Consider the following 17,110-nt stretch of genomic DNA (forward strand, 5'->3'; position numbering starts at 1 on the left):
AGATTTCCCATAGCGCAAGCTAGTAAGATCCCTGAAAGATGATCAGGTTGATAGGTTAGAGGTGGAAGTGTGGCGACACATGTAGCTGACTAATACTAATCGATCGAGGACTTAACCAAAAACGAAAAGCGAAAGCGCCTTGCACAGGTGCGACAAGCATAAGACAGATTTGACAGGAGGTTGTTCTTTAACCTCATGACAAATTTGACTTATGACCTCGAGCACCTAGGCGCTGTAGCTGGACAATACGAAATGCGGGCGGCTCCTAGCCGCCGCAGCTAGACAGCACTACGTAAGTAGTAGCCTACAGCACGCATTCAGGCGATTACTCAAAACAATCTTCTTCAACATTACCTAGTTTTCAGAGAATGATTTAAAATTTCTCTTGAAATTTTCATAAAAGACGTTATAATAATAAATGTCTTTAAAAAGTCCGGTGGCGATAGCGAGAAGGTCACACCCGTTCCCATACCGAACACGGAAGTTAAGCTTCTCAGCGCCGATGGTAGTTAGGGGCTGTCCCCTTGTGAGAGTAGGACGTTGCCGGGCATACATACTATTATATTATTCCGCAGTAGCTCAGTGGTAGAGCATTCGGCTGTTAACCGAACGGTCGTAGGTTCGAATCCTACCTGCGGAGCCAATGGAGAGCTGTCCGAGCTGGCCGAAGGAGCACGATTGGAAATCGTGTAGGCGGTTTATAGCCGTCTCAAGGGTTCAAATCCCTTGCTCTCCGCCATTAAACATATAAACTGGCCCCTTGGTCAAGCGGTTAAGACACCGCCCTTTCACGGCGGTAACACGGGTTCGAATCCCGTAGGGGTCACCATTTTGGAGGATTAGCTCAGCTGGGAGAGCATCTGCCTTACAAGCAGAGGGTCGGCGGTTCGATCCCGTCATCCTCCACCATTCATATTATCGCGGGGTGGAGCAGTCCGGTAGCTCGTCGGGCTCATAACCCGAAGGTCGCAGGTTCAAATCCTGCCCCCGCAATTTGGTCCGGTAGTTCAGTTGGTTAGAATGCCTGCCTGTCACGCAGGAGGTCGCGGGTTCGAGTCCCGTCCGGACCGCCACTACATAAATTCACACAAATGTATTAAAAACATATTGTAAAACGTAATAAGTTTTGGCTCAGTAGCTCAGTCGGTAGAGCAAAGGACTGAAAATCCTTGTGTCGGCGGTTCGATTCCGTCCTGAGCCACCATTTGCCGGCCTAGCTCAATTGGTAGAGCAACTGACTTGTAATCAGTAGGTTGGGGGTTCAAGTCCTCTGGCCGGCATTGTTTTTCATGGAGGGGTAGCGAAGTGGCTAAACGCGGCGGACTGTAAATCCGCTCCTTCGGGTTCGGCAGTTCGAATCTGCCCCCCTCCACCATCTAGGGGTATAGTTTAATGGTAAAACGAAGGTCTCCAAAACCTTTGATGTGGGTTCGATTCCTACTACCCCTGCCAATTATGGCGGTTGTGGCGAAGTGGTTAACGCATCGGATTGTGGTTCCGACATTCGTGGGTTCGATTCCCATCAGCCGCCCCATTATTTTAAATTCACTTTTTTTGCTTTCATGCATAGAATATACAAATGGGCTATAGCCAAGTGGTAAGGCAACGGATTTTGATTCCGTCATTCGCAGGTTCGAACCCTGCTAGCCCAGCCAGATCTGCGGAAGTAGTTCAGTGGTAGAACATCACCTTGCCAAGGTGAGGGTCGCGGGTTCGAATCCCGTCTTCCGCTCCAAATATTCATTTATATTGATGGCGGCATAGCCAAGTGGTAAGGCAGAGGTCTGCAAAACCTTCACCACCGGTTCAAATCCGGTTGCCGCCTCCAATACATATTCATTAGTTTTTATACACCTCATGCCGGGGTGGCGGAACTGGCAGACGCACAGGACTTAAAATCCTGCGGTAGGTGACTACCGTACCGGTTCGATTCCGGTCCTCGGCACCATAATTAAATAAAAGAATATTTGCCGGTGTGGCGGAATTGGCAGACGCGCACGACTCAAAATCGTGTTCCATCACGGAGTGTCGGTTCGACCCCGACCACCGGTATTTGCGGGTGTAGTTTAGTGGTAAAACCTCAGCCTTCCAAGCTGATGATGAGGGTTCGATTCCCTTCACCCGCTTATATGGAAGTTAAGGACTGTAGACAATCTCTATTTATTAGTAGATTGCCTACAGTCTTTTTTTAGTAGAAATGACTAGGTCTGGTATTTTTACTAAACTTAAAGAAGTGTATAATGACTTAAAGTGAAGAAATGGATGAAAGGCTTCAGTAACGTGAGATGCATTCTCCTTAAAAAAATATATGTAGAATACAGGTTGGTTAACAAGAAATATGCTGGAAATGAAAACTTTTCGGATTGATGGTTGACAGGATAGCTTTTATTAGATAAAATTTTCTTTGAAGTTGATAATCATTATCAATGACGTGATGATGATCTAAAATGTTCGGATGGAGTGAATGACCTTGTCTAGATTATTTACTGAAGACTTAAGAATTGCATACGGTGATAGAGAGATTGTGAAGAACTTAAACATGATGATACCAGACGGTGAGATTACGGCTATTATTGGGCCGAATGGTTGCGGTAAATCGACTGTCTTAAAGACGATTGCAAGAATTATCCAAGCCAAAGCTGGGTCTGTATATCTTGATGGTAAGCAAATCAGTAAGGAATCGACAAAAGCGATTGCACAAAAAATGGCCATTCTTCCTCAATCTCCTGATGCTCCTGAAGGCTTAACAGTTTCAGAGCTAGTATCTTATGGAAGATTTCCATATCAAAAGGGTATGGGGAGATTAACAGCAAAAGATCGCCAGGTGATAGATTGGGCACTCCAAGTAACAGGAATTGCAGAATTTAAAGATAGAGAAGTAGATGCATTGTCTGGTGGACAGCGGCAAAGAGTATGGATTGCGATGGCTTTGGCTCAGGAAACTGATATAATTTTATTAGATGAGCCGACTACATATTTAGATATGTGTCATCAATTGGAAGTATTAGAACTGTTAAAAGAGCTTAATCAGTTAGAAAATAGAACAATTGTTATGGTTATTCATGATTTAAACCATGCAGCAAGGTTTGCTGATTATTTGATTGCTATGAGAGCAGGCAAAATTATTAAAAATGGTGCTGCGAAGGAAGTTATGAATAAGCAGATTTTAAGAGAAGTATTTAATATTGATGCAGAAATTGGTATTGACCCACGTACACAAAAACCAATCTGCTTAACGTATGACTTAATTGATAGTAGGATGGTAGTTCAAGAGCAAGTCGTTTAATGATTTGCTTCTTTTTTTGACTATAATTGAGAATGATTATTATTATAAAGGTGGATGGAAAACTTGAAAAAGCAATTGGTATTTTTATTTTTTATTCTATTATTAGTTTTAACTGCTTGCGGAAATGATGGGAATGAATCGTCAGGTGAAGGCAGTAAGGAAACGGAAAAAGAAACATTTACATATGAATCAGAAAATGGAGAAATGGAGTTACCAGCTAATCCTAAAAGAGTAGCATCAATGGCTTATACTGGTAATGTTCTATCATTAGGGATTACCCCAGTAGCAATAGATGAGTGGTCTAAAGCGAACAAATTTTACGGTGATAAACTGAAAAATTCTGAAGTTATTACAGCAGATAATGTAGAGAAATTATTAGAATTAGAACCAGATTTAATTATTGCATATTCAACTGACGAAAATTTAGATAAATACAAAGAAATCGCGCCAACCGTCACATTAACTTATGAAAAATATGGCTATTTAGATCAACACCTTGAAATAGGTAAGGTGTTAGGAAAAGAGCAGGAAGCACAAGCATGGGTGGAAGAGTGGAAAGAAAAGACAGCTGCTGAAGGTGAGAAAGTAAAAGAGGTAATTGGTGATGATGCGACTGTTATGGTATTTGAGACATTTGGTAAAGACATGTATGTGTATGGAGAGAACTGGGGACGAGGAACAGAAATCATCTATCAAGCACTTGGTTTAAAAGCACCTAAAGCGGTAGAAGAAGAAGTATTTGGACCAGGCTACTTAGCTATATCTTCAGAAGTCATACCAAAATATGCTGGAGATTATATTTTCCTAGGAGATGGACAAGGAGCCGATAATTCATTTACTGAAACTGATGTTTGGAAAGGCATCCCAGCAGTGGAAAATGACCGCGTGTTTACATTTGATTCTTCTTCTTTCTATTTTAATGATCCCATTTCATTGGAAGAAGAATTAGCATTTATCGTTGAAAATTTACTTGGGGCTAAGTAATATAATGAAAAATAATACTTTTAATGAAGCAAAGGAAAAGAAAATATATGCACGTCCTGCAATTGCTTCTATTATTCTAGCACTAAGCTGCCTACTTTTAGTAGGTAGCTTAGTTTTGGCTATTTCAGTTGGAGCAGCGAGTATTTCATTTGCAGATGTTTGGCAAGCTGTATTTGCTTATCAACAAGGGAACGAAGACCACCAAATTATAAGAAGTATACGATTACCTCGTGAGCTAGGAGCTGCTGTTGTCGGCGCGGCTTTCGCTGTTAGTGGTGCCATTATGCAAGGAATGACAAAAAACCCTTTAGCAGATCCAGGTTTACTAGGTTTAAATGCAGGTGCAAGTTTAGGACTAGCGATTGCTTTCTCATATGTAGGTAATACAAATTATATGATTATCATGTTATTCTCATTTATTGGAGCAGGGATTGCTGCTTGCTTAGTATTTGGATTTAGCGCAATGAAAAGAGGTGGGATGACTCCACTAAAAATAACGTTAGCTGGTGCGGCAGTTACTGCATTTCTTTCATCGATTGGAGAAGGGATAGCACTTATAAACAAACTATCACAAAGTATTGCCTTTTGGACTGCTGGTGGCGTTTCAGGAACAACGTGGGCGCAGTTGCAAATTGTTACACCTACAGTACTTTTCGGTATTATAATTGCCATTATGCTCTCAAGAAGTTTGACTGTATTAAGCTTTGGAGAAGATGTGGCTAAAGGCTTAGGGCAAAGAACTTTTATTGTTAAGGCTGTGCTTATGACGGTTGTGCTTATATTAGCAGGTGCCGCGGTTTCTCTTGTTGGGGCGATTGCTTTTGTTGGTTTATTAATTCCCCATATCGTGAGATTTTTAGTCGGTACGGATTATAGATGGATTATTCCGTGTTCAGCTGTAATAGGTAGTGTGTTTTTAGTTTTAGCCGATACGGCAGCAAGAATGGTTAATCCTCCCTTTGAAACACCAATGGGGGCAATTGTAGCAATACTTGGCCTACCTTTCTTCTTGTACCTTGCAAGAAAGGGGAGATCATTAATATGATTAGTGCCCGCCACTTTAAACGTTCAATTATTATCATTATTTCGACGTTTGTGTTATTATTGCTTATCTTTACAATTAGTGTAGCTACGGGATTTGCCTCTTTAAGTCCGGATCGTCTTTTGCCAACATTACTTGGGAATGGAACGGCAAAGGAAAACCTGATTTTATTTACCTTTAGATTGCCGAGGATACTGATTGCGGTGCTCGCAGGTATGGGTTTAGCTTTGTCAGGGGCAATCTTACAGAGCATTACGAGGAACCCGTTAGCAGATCCGGGAATACTAGGGATTAATTCAGGTGCCGGTTTGTTTGTCGTTTTCTTTGTTTTGTTATTTGGAAATAGTACAGGCAATCATTTATATTTGTTGCCACTATTCGCTTTAATTGGAGGATTAATTACCGCTATATTTATCTACCTTCTCTCTTACAAGAGAGGGGAGGGTATTCAACCTGGTAGAATGCTTTTAGTTGGTGTAGGATTAGCTGCTGCTATAAATGGTGCATTGTTAACTCTTGCTTCTAAAATGGCTAGAGAAGAGTATGATTTCTTCGCCAACTGGGCTGCAGGGAGAATATGGGGAGATGATTGGTTATTTGTCTTTGCTCTACTTCCTTGGCTTGCAATATTAATCCCGTTCATTTACTTTAAATCAAATACGCTTAATACTATGGCTTTAAATGAAGAGCTTTCTGTAGGTCTTGGAGTTAAAACGAATAAGGAAAGGTATACATTGTTATTGGCTTCCGTGGCCTTAGCAGCTGCTTCAGTATCCGTTAGTGGTGGTATAGCATTTATCGGTTTGTTAGCACCCCATATTGCAAGAAGCTTAGTCGGTCCTAGACATCAGTTGTTTTTGCCTGTTGCGGCAATGTTTGGAGGCTTACTTTTACTTTCAGCAGATACGGTTGGCAGAGTTTTACTTGATACGATTGGCATACCAGCGGGAGTAATTGTATCATTTATTGGGGCGCCGTATTTTCTATATTTAATGGCAAAAAAATAAAAACCTGAACAAAATAAGAGTGAACAGCACCCCACTTGTTAGACATAATCTAACAAGTGGAGGTGCATTTTTTCTATGGCCAAATTTAATGCTGAAGAAAAATAGGATATTATTTTTTTAAACTATTACTTCAACTTGACCATTACCTCCATGTACTTGGATAAACATTTCTTTTAGTGAGTTGAGCAGTGCTTGTGCCTCATCTGTTTCTATGGAGTGTCTTAAAAAGACGACTTGTAATGCATTAGTTGTCTGTTCATTAACATTAGTTCTAGTAGAATCTACAAATGGACTACCAAACGGCCCAAGTGAATCACTTAAAATAATTAAGTTTTTTAGTGAATTATCACGCCCGTTTAATCCTTCGTAAACTTCTCCATCATGTCCGATCCTCACATCAATATTTCCGTTGAGACAGTCTAAATCGTATATGCCTATCGGGACTTCGTACTTTAATGAGAAAAAATTATTAATATCAGCGGCACTGTTGATGCTTTGTAAGTAGTTCTGTTTTTTAATTCTTCGATACATCGCTTCAGCAGAATGACGATATTTGTTGGGGTCTTTACCCGTTTGTTTGAAAATACTTCGCCATTCTTTTATCCCTGCAAATTCAGTTATATTCTTTTCTTCAAGATCAAAAAATAATGACTCTTGAAAGAGCTGTAAGCGCCCCTTTACCATTTGGGGAGAACCTGATATAGTGATATGATTGTATGTAATGATGCCTATTTTGAATTGAGGGAATAAGGTCTTTAAATCTTTTGAAATGTTGATTGCCAATGTTTACACCTCCTGATTTTATAATAACAAGTTTATCATGAGAGGGAAGATGAATCACATGGAAAACCAAGGAGGAGTGAATAATTCTTGAATATAGCTGAACTAAAAGAAGAAATCATTCGTTATAGTAAGACGATTGGAATAGATAAGATTGGATTTACAACTGCATCAACCTTTGATGGTTTGCGGAATAGATTAATGAAACAACAAGAGCTAGGATACCAATCGGGTTTTGAAGAGCCTGATATAGAAAAGAGAGTCAACCCTGCACTATTGATGGATCAACCGATGTCGATTATTAGTATTGCCCTAGCTTATCCAACAAAGATGAGAGATCGCGTAGTGAGTAAACCGGGTGAGAGAAGAGGTATTTTTTGCCGTGCTTCTTGGGGAGATGACTATCATTTAGTGTTGAAGGATCGGCTAAGTAAGTTAGAAGCCTACTTGGAAGAGCTTGTTCCTGATGTCCGATTTACATCAATGGTCGATACAGGTGCTTTATCTGACCGTGCTGTAGCTGAGCGAGCCGGTGTAGGGTGGAGTGGAAAGAATTGTTCTATTTTTACACCTGAATTCGGCTCTTACGTCTATTTAGGTGAAACCATCACAAATATTCCTTTTGAACCGGACGAGCCACTAGAGTCAAAGTGTGGGACTTGTACGAAATGTATTGATGCTTGTCCTACAGGTGCACTCGTTCAAGGCGGGCAACTAAATGCGCAACGTTGTATTTCCTTTATTACGCAAACAAAAGGATTTATGCCCGATGAGTTTCGCGAAGAATTAGGGAATCGAATTTATGGCTGTGATACTTGTCAAACGATTTGTCCAGAAAATAAAGGCAAGGATTTTCATTTTCATGAAGAAATGGAGCCAGATTCAGAAATAGTCAAACCTTTATTAAAACCAATACTTCATATGAGCAATAGAGAGTTTAAGGAGAAGTTTGGTCGTCTTTCTGGTTCGTGGAGAGGGAGGAAACCTATTCAGAGAAATAGTATTATCGCTCTAGCTCATTTTAAGGATGAATCAGCTGTGGGAGATTTAATCATGTTAATGAAAAAAGACCCACGGCCAGTAATTAGAGGAACAGCAGCATGGGCATTAGGGAAAATTGGAGGAGAAGAGGCAGAAAAAGCCTTACAAGCAATGCAAGCTACAGAAGAGGATCCCGAAGTCCAAGAAGAAATCGAAAAAGGTTTAAAGATGTTTAATCCTATTATGTAGTATGGGAGAAAGTAATGCGATTACTTTCTCTTTTTTTATCGTTAAACCCCTTTTATGAACATATGCATGTTAATGGAGGGAGTGATACGATGAAAGAACAATTGCAAGAACTATTAGAAAAAAGGGTCAGGCAATGTGTCAGCAATGAGAGAGAATCCATTCATACTTGTATGAAGATAAAAAATAAAAAAAGAAGTTTAGAAAAAAGGGGAGCAAGTATCGTAAAGGCAAAGGCAATTGGAAAAATCAAAGGAGAGCCGCACATACAAGAAGATAGTAAATATATTTCGTATATGGCTCATTTTCAATATTTAATTAAGCAAGGAAAGACTTTTTATATTGAAGAAGAGGTAGAAGAACGAGTGGCTGAGTTTTATAAAGAAACGCTCGTTGAGGATAAAGAAAAGTTGGTTCTTTATGATCAAGACACGGTTGATACGGTTGATATCTTAGAGGAAGATTCGCGTTCTTCTTATCCATTTCATTATGACCGCAGAAAAGCGGTACAATATGCAGAAAAATGGTGGAATAGCCATAATCAACAGTTTCATGCATTTGAAGTCGATTGTACGAATTATATCTCTCAATGTCTACATGCAGGAGGAGCCCCGATGCGCGGATTTCCAGCAAGGGGAACGGGTTGGTGGATGCGCAGTAAAAATTGGAGCTATAGTTGGAGTGTAGCTCATTCTATGCGTATGCATTTGGCTAACTCCACAATTGGATTACGAGCGAAAGAAGTGGAGCGTCCTGAGGAATTATTGCTAGGAGATGTCATTTGTTATGATTTTCAAGGAGATGGTCGTTTTGACCATACGACGATTGTGACGGCTAAAGATGAACAGAAGATGCCGCTTGTAAATGCCCATACGACTAATAGTCGCAAACGTTATTGGGATTATGAAGACTCTACCGCTTATACAGAAAATATTAAATATAAATTCTTTACGATTTATGATGCCTAGCACTTACCTTTCGTAATGAGCTGAAGAAGTGTATAATAAGAGCGAGATATTATAATAGAGGTGAACAGTTAGTGTCAGTGAATGTTGTTTTATATCAACCAGAAATTCCAAGCAATACAGGTAATATCGCTCGTACTTGTGCAGCTACTTATACAACGCTTCATTTAATTCGACCATTAGGGTTTTCAACGGATGATAAGATGTTAAAAAGAGCCGGTTTAGATTATTGGACGTATGTAGATATTGTTTATTATGATTCGTTAGAAGAATTTTTAGAGAAAAATAAAGACGGCGAATTTTTCTTGTTAACAAAACATGGGAAACAACCGCATACTACTTTTGATTATAGTGATCAATCAAAAAATTACTTCTTTATCTTTGGAAGGGAAACAACTGGCTTACCAAAGGAATTTATTCAAGCGAATTTAGATCGAGCTTTAAGAATTCCTATGAATGAGCATATGCGCTCATTAAATTTATCAAACACAGCAGCTATTTTGATTTATGAAGCCCTTCGTCAGCAAGGGTATCCACGAATGAGCTAGCGTGAATAAGAAGGTCTGCTCTTACATATGGCAAGATCTTCTTTTTATATACTAATGTTTTTACATAGGGGAGATGAGATTATGAATGAAATGATTCAATTGATGAAAGACCATCGTTCAGTACGCCATTTTGAGGATAAACGTTTAACGAAAGAGCAAATTAAGGAGATTGTGACAGCCGCTCAGTCTGCTTCTACTTCAAGTTTTGTACAAGCGTATTCTATTATAGGTGTTTCCGACCAACAGAAGAAGGAAAAGTTGGCCGAATTGGCAGGAAACCAAGGGTTTGTTGCAGACAGTGGCCATTTCTTTGTGTTTTGCGCAGATCTTCATCGTCATGAAGTCATTGCAGAACTAGAAGGGATAGATTTAACTGAGTCCATTGAAAGTACGGAAAAATTTATGGTAGCTTTGATCGATGCAGCCTTAGCAGCAGAAAACGCAAGCTTAGCAGCTGAATCCATGGGTCTTGGCATTTGTTATGTTGGTGGCTTACGGAATCAACTTCAAGAAGTAAGCGAAGTATTAAAAACACCTGATCATGTGATACCACTTTTCGGACTAGCAGTTGGGTACCCAGCGAAAAGGAATGCGCAAAAGCCGCGTTTACCAATGGATCATATTTATCATGAAAATGAATATGAACAGGACAAGGACCTATATATTCAAGAATTACAAGCATACAATGAGGTGATCTCTGCTTATTATAAAGAGCGAACAGCAGGTAAGCGTGATGACACTTGGACAAGTCAGATTGCCGGTATGTTTGAGCGTAAAAAGAGAATGTACATGAAGCAATTTGTTCAAGAAAAAGGTTTAGATAAACGATAAAAAAACTGCGGGAGTTAGACTCTCGCAGTTTTTTTGTGTTAGCGCATATTATTTAATGTGCTTACCAGGCTTATCATCATAGCCCGCTGTGAAAATTGAAACTAAAAATGCCACCATCACACCTAAAATTAGGACTGTACCCATTATGTATGGCCTCCTTTTTCCTAAAAATAGAAACACAACATATAACTTTATTATATCCTAATAAATTTAAATAGTGAATGCAAATCATGGATATTATTGGACAGTTCTGCATAGGAATGTGTATTAGATATTAGCGTTATTCAAGACCCACTTTACACAGATCTTGGGGGATGGATAATCTAATGTTGTTTTTATTTGTAAAGCCCTTTAATCGACTAAATTTTTTGTCATTTGTTTTCGGTAAGCATGTTTGTTTTTCTTCAAGCATAGATTGTAATAATCGTCTCTGATAATGTGACAGGGGGAGGTCCATATGGATATTCTAAAAAAAGTGGAGTTGTATAGACGAGAAGAGGAAAAGTTGAAATGGGAAGGGACTTTTGGAGAGTACTTAGAAATCATAAAAGAAAAGCCATGGGTTGCCCAGTCCGCACATTCACGGGTTTATAATATGATTAAAGACGCTGGTGTTAATGATGTGAAAGGGCAGAAAACATATGAATTCTTTAGCAATCAATTATTTGGCCTAGAAGAGTCATTAGAACGACTTGTCGAAGAATATTTTCATCCGTCGGCGAAAAGATTAGATGTGAGAAAGCGGATATTATTATTAATGGGGCCGGTAAGCGGCGGGAAGTCAACCCTTGTGACGATGTTAAAGAGAGGGTTAGAAGCCTATTCATTAACAGATAGAGGAGCGGTATATGCCATTAAAGGCTGTCCAATGCACGAGGACCCACTTCATCTTATCCCACATCATTTGCGCAAAGACTTTTTAGATGAATATGGAATTAGAATTGAAGGAAATTTATCACCACTCAATATGATGAGGCTTGAGCAAGAATATAATGGAAAAATTGAAGATGTAATAGTCGAAAGAGTGATGTTTTCTGAAGATAAGCGGGTAGGGATTGGTACATTTAGCCCCTCTGACCCTAAATCGCAAGACATTGCTGATTTAACAGGAAGTATAGACTTTTCCACAATTGCCGAATATGGTTCCGAATCTGATCCGAGAGCTTATCGATTTGATGGGGAACTGAATAAGGCCAATCGCGGTATGATGGAATTTCAAGAAATGCTCAAATGCGACGAAAAATTCCTATGGCATCTCTTATCATTAACGCAAGAAGGAAACTTCAAAGCAGGTCGGTTTGCCTTAATATCAGCGGATGAATTAATTGTTGCTCATACAAATGAAACGGAATATCGTTCGTTTATTAGTAATAAAAAAAATGAGGCATTGCATTCACGGATTATTGTGATGCCAATTCCATATAATTTGAAGGTAACTGAGGAAGAGAAAATTTATGAGAAAATGATTTTTGAAAGTGATGTGTCAGATGTTCATATTGCTCCCCATACATTAAAAGTTGCTGCTATGTTTACCATATTAACGAGAATGAAGGATCCAAAAAAAGGCGATATTGACTTAGTTAAGAAGATGCGTTTATACGATGGTGAAAGTGTAGAAGGGTTTAATCGTGCAGACGTTGAAGAAATGAAAAAAGAACATGCAGATGAGGGAATGAGTGGCATCGACCCACGTTACGTAATCAATCGTATTTCCTCTACCATCATTCGTAAAGAGATGGCATCGATTAATGCCTTAGATGTATTAAGGTCATTAAAAGAGGGGTTAGATCAACATCCATCAATTACTGCTGAACTGAAAGAACGTTATTTGAACTTTATTTCACTTGCTCGAAAAGAATATGATGAAATAGCGAAGAAAGAAGTGCAAAAGGCATTTGTTTACTCTTATGAAGAATCAGCGAAAACATTAATGGAGAATTACCTTGATAATGTTGAGGCTTATTGCAATAAGGCTAAACTAAGAGACCCACTTACTGGAGAAGAAATTAATCCAGATGAAAAACTAATGCGCTCGATTGAAGAGCAAATCGGGATCTCAGAAAATGCTAAAAAAGCGTTTCGTGAAGAAATTCTCATTCGTATTAGTGCTTATGCTAGAAAAGGTAAACGTTTTGATTATAATTCGCATGATCGCCTACGTGAAGCTATTCAAAAGAAATTATTTGCTGACTTAAAGGATGTCGTCAAAATTACAACTTCTTCAAAAACACCGGATGAACAACAATTGAAGAAGATTAATGAAGTAGTCGCACGTCTTATTGATGAACATGGCTATAATTCCACATCTGCGAATGATTTACTTCGTTATGTGGGTAGTCTATTAAATAGGTAAACCGCCCAGTCTATTGTTTAAAAAAGACAGAAATAGGGTATTTAAACAATAGAGGTGACGAATATGTCAAAAGAAGAAAAAGTACCGGAAAATAGCTCAATGGCAAGCAATGAAGAAGAAATAGAAACTCTTGGAAAAGAAATGGAACAAATGAAATCGAAAGAAGAATTGAAAGAAATGCAAAAAACACCTGATCCTAAACAGGAAGTTGGTAAGCGAAAATTATAAAAGGTACAAACAATGAAAAAAGCAATGGACCCCATTGCTTTTTTCATTATATTCTATTTTGTATTAGTTAAACGATGGATGATAGATAGTAATCGCCCAACTTTAATAATTGTCTAAATAATATGTAAATAATTCTGTTTTAAAGCATAGGATAGAGTAATCAACATTTTTTGAACCTAGCTATAAGTAAACATTTTCAGGTTAGCAATGGACACTCGTCATATTGTATGTTTTTTGGTGAGATATGTGAATGAATTCCGTAAAATCCTTAAAGTTTTTATAAACAAAAAAGGAGGGCAAATGAGAATGACCGAAAAAAATCAAAACCATCAGTTTGTCGTGTCACAGGAAGATTGGTCCCTCCATCGTAAAGGGCATGATGATCAACAACGCCATCAAGAAAAAGTACAGGATGCCATCAGAAACAATTTACCTGACCTGATTACAGAAGAAAACATTGTCATGTCTAATGGCCGTGATGTCGTTAAAATACCGATTCGTTCCTTAGATGAATATAAAATTCGCTACAATTATGATAAGAATAAGCATGTCGGTCAAGGCGATGGCGATAGTCAAGTTGGTGATGTAGTAGCGAGAGATGGGTCAGGTCAGAAAGGGCAAGGCAAAGGCCAAGGTGCAGGCGATCAAGCGGGTGAAGATTACTTTGAAGCGGAAGTCTCTTTAATGGAAATTGAGGAAGCGTTATTTAAACAATTGGAGCTACCGAACTTAAAGAAAAAGGAACAAGATCAAATTGTCGTTGAGAATATTGAGTTTAATGATATTCGCAAAACTGGTCTTATGGGGAATATAGATAAAAAGAGAACAATGATGTCAGCATTTAAGCGAAATGCGATGCACGGGAAATCAGCTTTTCACCCCATTTATCAAGAAGACTTAAAGTTCAAGACTTGGAATGAAGTCGTGAAGCCTGAATCGAAAGCAGTTGTGCTAGCGATGATGGATACAAGTGGATCGATGGGTATCTGGGAGAAATATATGGCCAGAAGTTTCTTCTTTTGGATGACTCGGTTTTTACGAACGAAATACGAAACGGTAGAAATTGAATTTATTGCGCATCATACTGAAGCAAAGGTAGTATCAGAAGAAGATTTCTTTTCTAAAGGTGAAAGTGGCGGCACAATTTGTTCGTCTGCTTATCGTAAAGCATTGGAGTTAATTGATCAAAAGTATAACCCAGTCAGATATAATATATATCCTTTCCATTTCTCAGATGGGGATAATTTAACTTCAGATAATGCAAGATGTGTAAAACTTGTTGAGGAGTTAATGAAAGTATCAAGTATGTTTGGCTACGGGGAAGTGAATCAATATAACCGCCATTCTACTTTAATGTCAGCATACAAAAATATAAAAAATGATTTGTTCCGTTATTATATTTTAAAGCAGAAGGCTGATGTATTCCATGCGATGAAAGGCTTTTTTAAAGAACAAGAACAGAAGGAAAAGTTAGCGTAATGAGAGCCTGTTTTGAAAGGTTCGCAACTAAGTTCTGAAGTGTAATAGCTTACTTACGAGCGTTTCGGAGGCAGGTTTTGAAAAATGATGAGAACAAAGCAATCGAGCTTTTTAGTTATATCACAGCGATTGATGCTGTGTTTTTTTTTGCTCAACTGACTAAGCACTAGGTAGATTTGAGCACTTTTATCTGTAATTCTTTTAAGTAGCTCTCTTCATCTACTTATGTCATAATTTTCATAAAGAGTAATATGGAGGGGTTTCCTTTGCACAAAATTCAAGATTTAGGTAATGATATTCAACTGATTGATTTAATGGATTTACAAACACCTGAGCGTACGGGGGCGTATATATTAGGTGCTGAAGAATTAACAGTGATTGAAACAAGCGCTAGTCCTTCGATTCCTCACCTTATAGAAGGGTTGCAAGAATTGAACATTAACCTAGAAGATATCAAGCATATTATTGTCACCCATGTACATTTAGACCATGCTGGTGGAACTGGTTTGTTCTTAGAACAATGTCCAGAAGCAAAAGTATATGTTCATCCAAGAGGTAAACGGCATTTAGCTGACCCTAGTAAATTAATTGCTGGTGCTAGAATGGTATATGGCGATGAGTTTGATCAACTATTTAATCCGATTGTGCCAATTGATGAGAAGAGGTTAGTCGCGATGGAAGAGGGACAATCATTGGATATCGGTGGACGTTTGTTAACTTTCTATGATACCCCTGGCCATGCAAAGCACCACTTTTCAATCCATGATTCGAAAAGTAATGGCTTCTTTACTGGCGATACAATTGGCGTATTTTATCCTGGCATAGCAAGAAAAGGATATCCATTAGTCCTGCCATCGACTTCTCCTAATCAGTTTGATCCAGAGGCGATGTTATCTTCTGTTGAAAAAATCGAATCACTTCAACCACAACATATCTTTTTTGGGCATTATGGTGAGGGCCCTGAACCAAAGGATGTTTTTACACAAATTCGTTATTGGTTACCTATATTTACTTCAGTTGCAGATGACGTTTTTCTCCAAGAAAATGACATAATAAAAATGCAGGAAGCCATACAATCGGAATTGTTGGAACAAGTAAAACATTATTTATTAACAGCGCACCATGTTGAACTTAGTGCAGAGGATAAGAAGCTAATAGGCTTAGATTTAAATGTCTGCACAATGGGGATGATTGATAGATTGCAGAAAGAGAAATAAAGATTTAAGTCGTGTGGTTTGGAGGTAATTAACATGGATTTGGAAGAAATAAGATCAGAGATACAGCATCGTCAATCAGATATATTGGGTAGCTCTAGATTGTTTAAATTCGCTGTTCTTCTTCCCCTAATAGAAAAAGATGGAGAAATACATATTTTGTTTGAAGTACGGTCTTTATCTATGAGAAGACAGCCAGGGGAAATTTGCTTTCCTGGGGGGAAAATGGATCAAGACGATGTGGATTTGATTGAGACGGCAAAAAGGGAGACCAGTGAAGAGTTAGGTATCCCAATTGGAGAAGTCTCTGTTTTTTCAGAACTTGATTATGTAGTGACACCTTATGATACAGTGATTTATCCGTTTGTAGGCACAATAGAGAGCATCAGTGATCTTAAGCTAAATCCAGAGGAAGTGGATCAAATTTTCACAGTACCACTTGCTTATTTTTTGAAAGAGGGACCATCAATTCATTATATTGAGATGAAGCCAGAGCCTAATAGTAGCTTCCCTTATCATCTCATTCCTAATGGGGAAAAATATAAATGGCAAACGCGAAGGATGCAAGAAATTTTTTATACTTATAAAGGTCATGTGATATGGGGGTTAACAGCTAAGATACTGTATCATTTTTTGACACTTATCCAGGATGAAAATAAATAAATTTTCAAAATGTTATTGACGATTCCCTATAAAAGGGTATATGATGTTAAACAAATAAATAGAACTTCTTATCCAGAGAGGCGGAGGGACTGACCCAGTGAAGCCTCGGCAACCAGCAATCTTTTGTATGGTGCCAATTTCAGAGGATATTATCCAAAGATAAGGAGAAGGTGAGCGTGTGAATTCAAAGCCCTTCTGCCCTTCTTGGTGGAAGGGCTTTTTATGTGATGAAGCCAATAATATTTTATTGGAATATAAAATATATTCAGATTTTATATTGACGACAATTTGTTTTTTGGATATAATTCTATTTGTAATTAAAGTATTAACGCTTTAAAAAATAAAATATTTCTTATCGAGAGTGACGGAGGGATCAGGCCCTATGAAGTCCGGCAACCTTCAAGCAAATGCTTGAAAAGGTGCTAAATCCTGCAGGCAGTGAATGTCTGGAAGATAAGATGAGGCAACCCCCTCTTCTTATGAAGAGGGGGTTATTTATTTTA

General features: G+C 38.5%; 14 protein-coding genes, 17 tRNA genes, 2 rRNA genes and 2 riboswitches. Of the genes, 32 read left to right on the plus strand and 1 reads right to left on the minus strand.

All coding sequences use genetic code 11. From position 1 onward, the window contains the following. From LCM23_RS23690 to LCM23_RS23800, 23 genes are all read left to right on the plus strand, one after another. Positions 1 to 119: ribosomal RNA gene (locus LCM23_RS23690) — 23S ribosomal RNA — on the plus strand; the annotation flags it as partial. A 313-nt stretch (positions 120 to 432) separates the two neighbouring features. Continuing rightward, positions 433 to 549: ribosomal RNA gene (rrf, locus tag LCM23_RS23695) — 5S ribosomal RNA — on the plus strand. Positions 550 to 568: 19 nt separating this feature from the next. Beyond that, positions 569 to 643, plus strand: a tRNA-Asn gene (locus LCM23_RS23700). Between the two features lie 2 nt (positions 644 to 645). After that, positions 646 to 739: transfer RNA gene (locus tag LCM23_RS23705), tRNA-Ser, on the plus strand. A 15-nt stretch (positions 740 to 754) separates the two neighbouring features. Further along, positions 755 to 829: transfer RNA gene (locus LCM23_RS23710), tRNA-Glu, on the plus strand. A 4-nt stretch (positions 830 to 833) separates the two neighbouring features. Beyond that, positions 834 to 909 (plus strand) — tRNA-Val (locus LCM23_RS23715). A gap of 10 nt (positions 910 to 919) precedes the next feature. Continuing rightward, a tRNA-Met gene (locus LCM23_RS23720) sits at positions 920 to 993 on the plus strand. Between the two features lie 3 nt (positions 994 to 996). Further along, positions 997 to 1,073: transfer RNA gene (locus LCM23_RS23725), tRNA-Asp, on the plus strand. Positions 1,074 to 1,128: 55 nt separating this feature from the next. Beyond that, a tRNA-Phe gene (locus LCM23_RS23730) sits at positions 1,129 to 1,204 on the plus strand. Positions 1,205 to 1,207: 3 nt separating this feature from the next. Further along, a tRNA-Thr gene (locus LCM23_RS23735) sits at positions 1,208 to 1,280 on the plus strand. Positions 1,281 to 1,291: 11 nt separating this feature from the next. Further along, positions 1,292 to 1,375 (plus strand) — tRNA-Tyr (locus LCM23_RS23740). A gap of 3 nt (positions 1,376 to 1,378) precedes the next feature. Continuing rightward, positions 1,379 to 1,452: transfer RNA gene (locus tag LCM23_RS23745), tRNA-Trp, on the plus strand. 6 nt (positions 1,453 to 1,458) lie between these two features. Continuing rightward, positions 1,459 to 1,534, plus strand: a tRNA-His gene (locus LCM23_RS23750). Positions 1,535 to 1,580: 46 nt separating this feature from the next. Next, positions 1,581 to 1,655, plus strand: a tRNA-Gln gene (locus LCM23_RS23755). Positions 1,656 to 1,660: 5 nt separating this feature from the next. Further along, positions 1,661 to 1,735, plus strand: a tRNA-Gly gene (locus LCM23_RS23760). A gap of 19 nt (positions 1,736 to 1,754) precedes the next feature. Then, positions 1,755 to 1,828, plus strand: a tRNA-Cys gene (locus LCM23_RS23765). A 31-nt stretch (positions 1,829 to 1,859) separates the two neighbouring features. Then, a tRNA-Leu gene (locus LCM23_RS23770) sits at positions 1,860 to 1,948 on the plus strand. A gap of 21 nt (positions 1,949 to 1,969) precedes the next feature. Then, positions 1,970 to 2,052: transfer RNA gene (locus LCM23_RS23775), tRNA-Leu, on the plus strand. A gap of 3 nt (positions 2,053 to 2,055) precedes the next feature. Beyond that, positions 2,056 to 2,126: transfer RNA gene (locus tag LCM23_RS23780), tRNA-Gly, on the plus strand. 344 nt (positions 2,127 to 2,470) lie between these two features. Further along, entirely contained in the window at positions 2,471 to 3,286 is an 816-nt protein-coding gene (locus LCM23_RS23785) for an ABC transporter ATP-binding protein (RefSeq protein ID WP_095369988.1), read from the plus strand. A gap of 63 nt (positions 3,287 to 3,349) precedes the next feature. Further along, entirely contained in the window at positions 3,350 to 4,270 is a 921-nt protein-coding gene (locus tag LCM23_RS23790; protein WP_224939046.1) for an iron-hydroxamate ABC transporter substrate-binding protein, read from the plus strand. Positions 4,271 to 4,274: 4 nt separating this feature from the next. Beyond that, positions 4,275 to 5,315, plus strand: a complete 1,041-nt coding sequence (locus LCM23_RS23795; protein ID WP_224939047.1) for a FecCD family ABC transporter permease — start codon at positions 4,275 to 4,277, stop codon at positions 5,313 to 5,315. Next, complete coding sequence (locus LCM23_RS23800) at positions 5,312 to 6,319, plus strand: FecCD family ABC transporter permease (protein WP_224939048.1); 1,008 nt, start codon at positions 5,312 to 5,314, stop codon at positions 6,317 to 6,319. Before LCM23_RS23795 ends, LCM23_RS23800 begins: the two co-directional genes overlap by 4 nt. Positions 6,320 to 6,436: 117 nt before the next feature. Here LCM23_RS23800 and LCM23_RS23805 read toward each other — a convergent pair whose 3' ends face one another. Further along, positions 6,437 to 7,102: a B3/B4 domain-containing protein gene (locus LCM23_RS23805; protein WP_224939049.1), complete on the minus strand. Its 666-nt coding sequence runs from the start codon at positions 7,100 to 7,102 to the stop codon at positions 6,437 to 6,439. Positions 7,103 to 7,189: 87 nt separating this feature from the next. Between LCM23_RS23805 and queG the strand changes: the two genes are divergently transcribed. The 9 genes from queG to LCM23_RS23850 all read left to right on the plus strand — a co-directional run bounded on the left by queG (position 7,190) and on the right by LCM23_RS23850 (position 16,607). Further along, positions 7,190 to 8,329, plus strand: coding sequence for a tRNA epoxyqueuosine(34) reductase QueG (gene queG, locus LCM23_RS23810; RefSeq protein WP_224939050.1), 1,140 nt, complete (start codon positions 7,190 to 7,192; stop codon positions 8,327 to 8,329). 89 nt (positions 8,330 to 8,418) lie between these two features. Next, positions 8,419 to 9,294: an amidase domain-containing protein gene (locus LCM23_RS23815; RefSeq protein ID WP_224939051.1), complete on the plus strand. Its 876-nt coding sequence runs from the start codon at positions 8,419 to 8,421 to the stop codon at positions 9,292 to 9,294. 71 nt (positions 9,295 to 9,365) lie between these two features. Further along, the gene (gene trmL / locus LCM23_RS23820) at positions 9,366 to 9,839 is read left to right on the plus strand and encodes a tRNA (uridine(34)/cytosine(34)/5-carboxymethylaminomethyluridine(34)-2'-O)-methyltransferase TrmL (RefSeq protein ID WP_095369981.1); all 474 of its coding nucleotides are present in this window, start codon (positions 9,366 to 9,368) and stop codon (positions 9,837 to 9,839) included. A gap of 81 nt (positions 9,840 to 9,920) precedes the next feature. Then, positions 9,921 to 10,670 carry an oxygen-insensitive NADPH nitroreductase gene (gene nfsA / locus LCM23_RS23825; RefSeq protein ID WP_224939052.1) on the plus strand — a complete coding sequence of 250 codons (750 nt, stop codon included), beginning with the start codon at positions 9,921 to 9,923 and terminating at the stop codon, positions 10,668 to 10,670. Between the two features lie 457 nt (positions 10,671 to 11,127). Next, the gene (locus LCM23_RS23830) at positions 11,128 to 13,023 is read left to right on the plus strand and encodes a PrkA family serine protein kinase (protein WP_224939053.1); all 1,896 of its coding nucleotides are present in this window, start codon (positions 11,128 to 11,130) and stop codon (positions 13,021 to 13,023) included. Positions 13,024 to 13,086: 63 nt separating this feature from the next. Then, positions 13,087 to 13,251, plus strand: coding sequence for a hypothetical protein (locus LCM23_RS23835; RefSeq protein ID WP_224939054.1), 165 nt, complete (start codon positions 13,087 to 13,089; stop codon positions 13,249 to 13,251). Between the two features lie 306 nt (positions 13,252 to 13,557). Next, entirely contained in the window at positions 13,558 to 14,730 is a 1,173-nt protein-coding gene (gene yhbH / locus LCM23_RS23840) for a sporulation protein YhbH (protein WP_095369979.1), read from the plus strand. A gap of 266 nt (positions 14,731 to 14,996) precedes the next feature. After that, entirely contained in the window at positions 14,997 to 15,947 is a 951-nt protein-coding gene (locus LCM23_RS23845) for an MBL fold metallo-hydrolase (RefSeq protein WP_224939055.1), read from the plus strand. Between the two features lie 33 nt (positions 15,948 to 15,980). Continuing rightward, positions 15,981 to 16,607, plus strand: a complete 627-nt coding sequence (locus LCM23_RS23850) for an NUDIX hydrolase (RefSeq protein ID WP_224939056.1) — start codon at positions 15,981 to 15,983, stop codon at positions 16,605 to 16,607. 65 nt (positions 16,608 to 16,672) lie between these two features. Next, positions 16,673 to 16,773: riboswitch (SAM riboswitch) on the plus strand. Positions 16,774 to 16,956: 183 nt separating this feature from the next. Further along, a riboswitch (SAM riboswitch) is annotated at positions 16,957 to 17,067 on the plus strand. Positions 17,068 to 17,110: the final 43 nt, after the last annotated feature.

This window comes from Cytobacillus kochii, from assembly GCF_020171845.1.
Taxonomy (GTDB): domain Bacteria; phylum Bacillota; class Bacilli; order Bacillales; family Cytobacillaceae; genus Cytobacillus; species Cytobacillus kochii.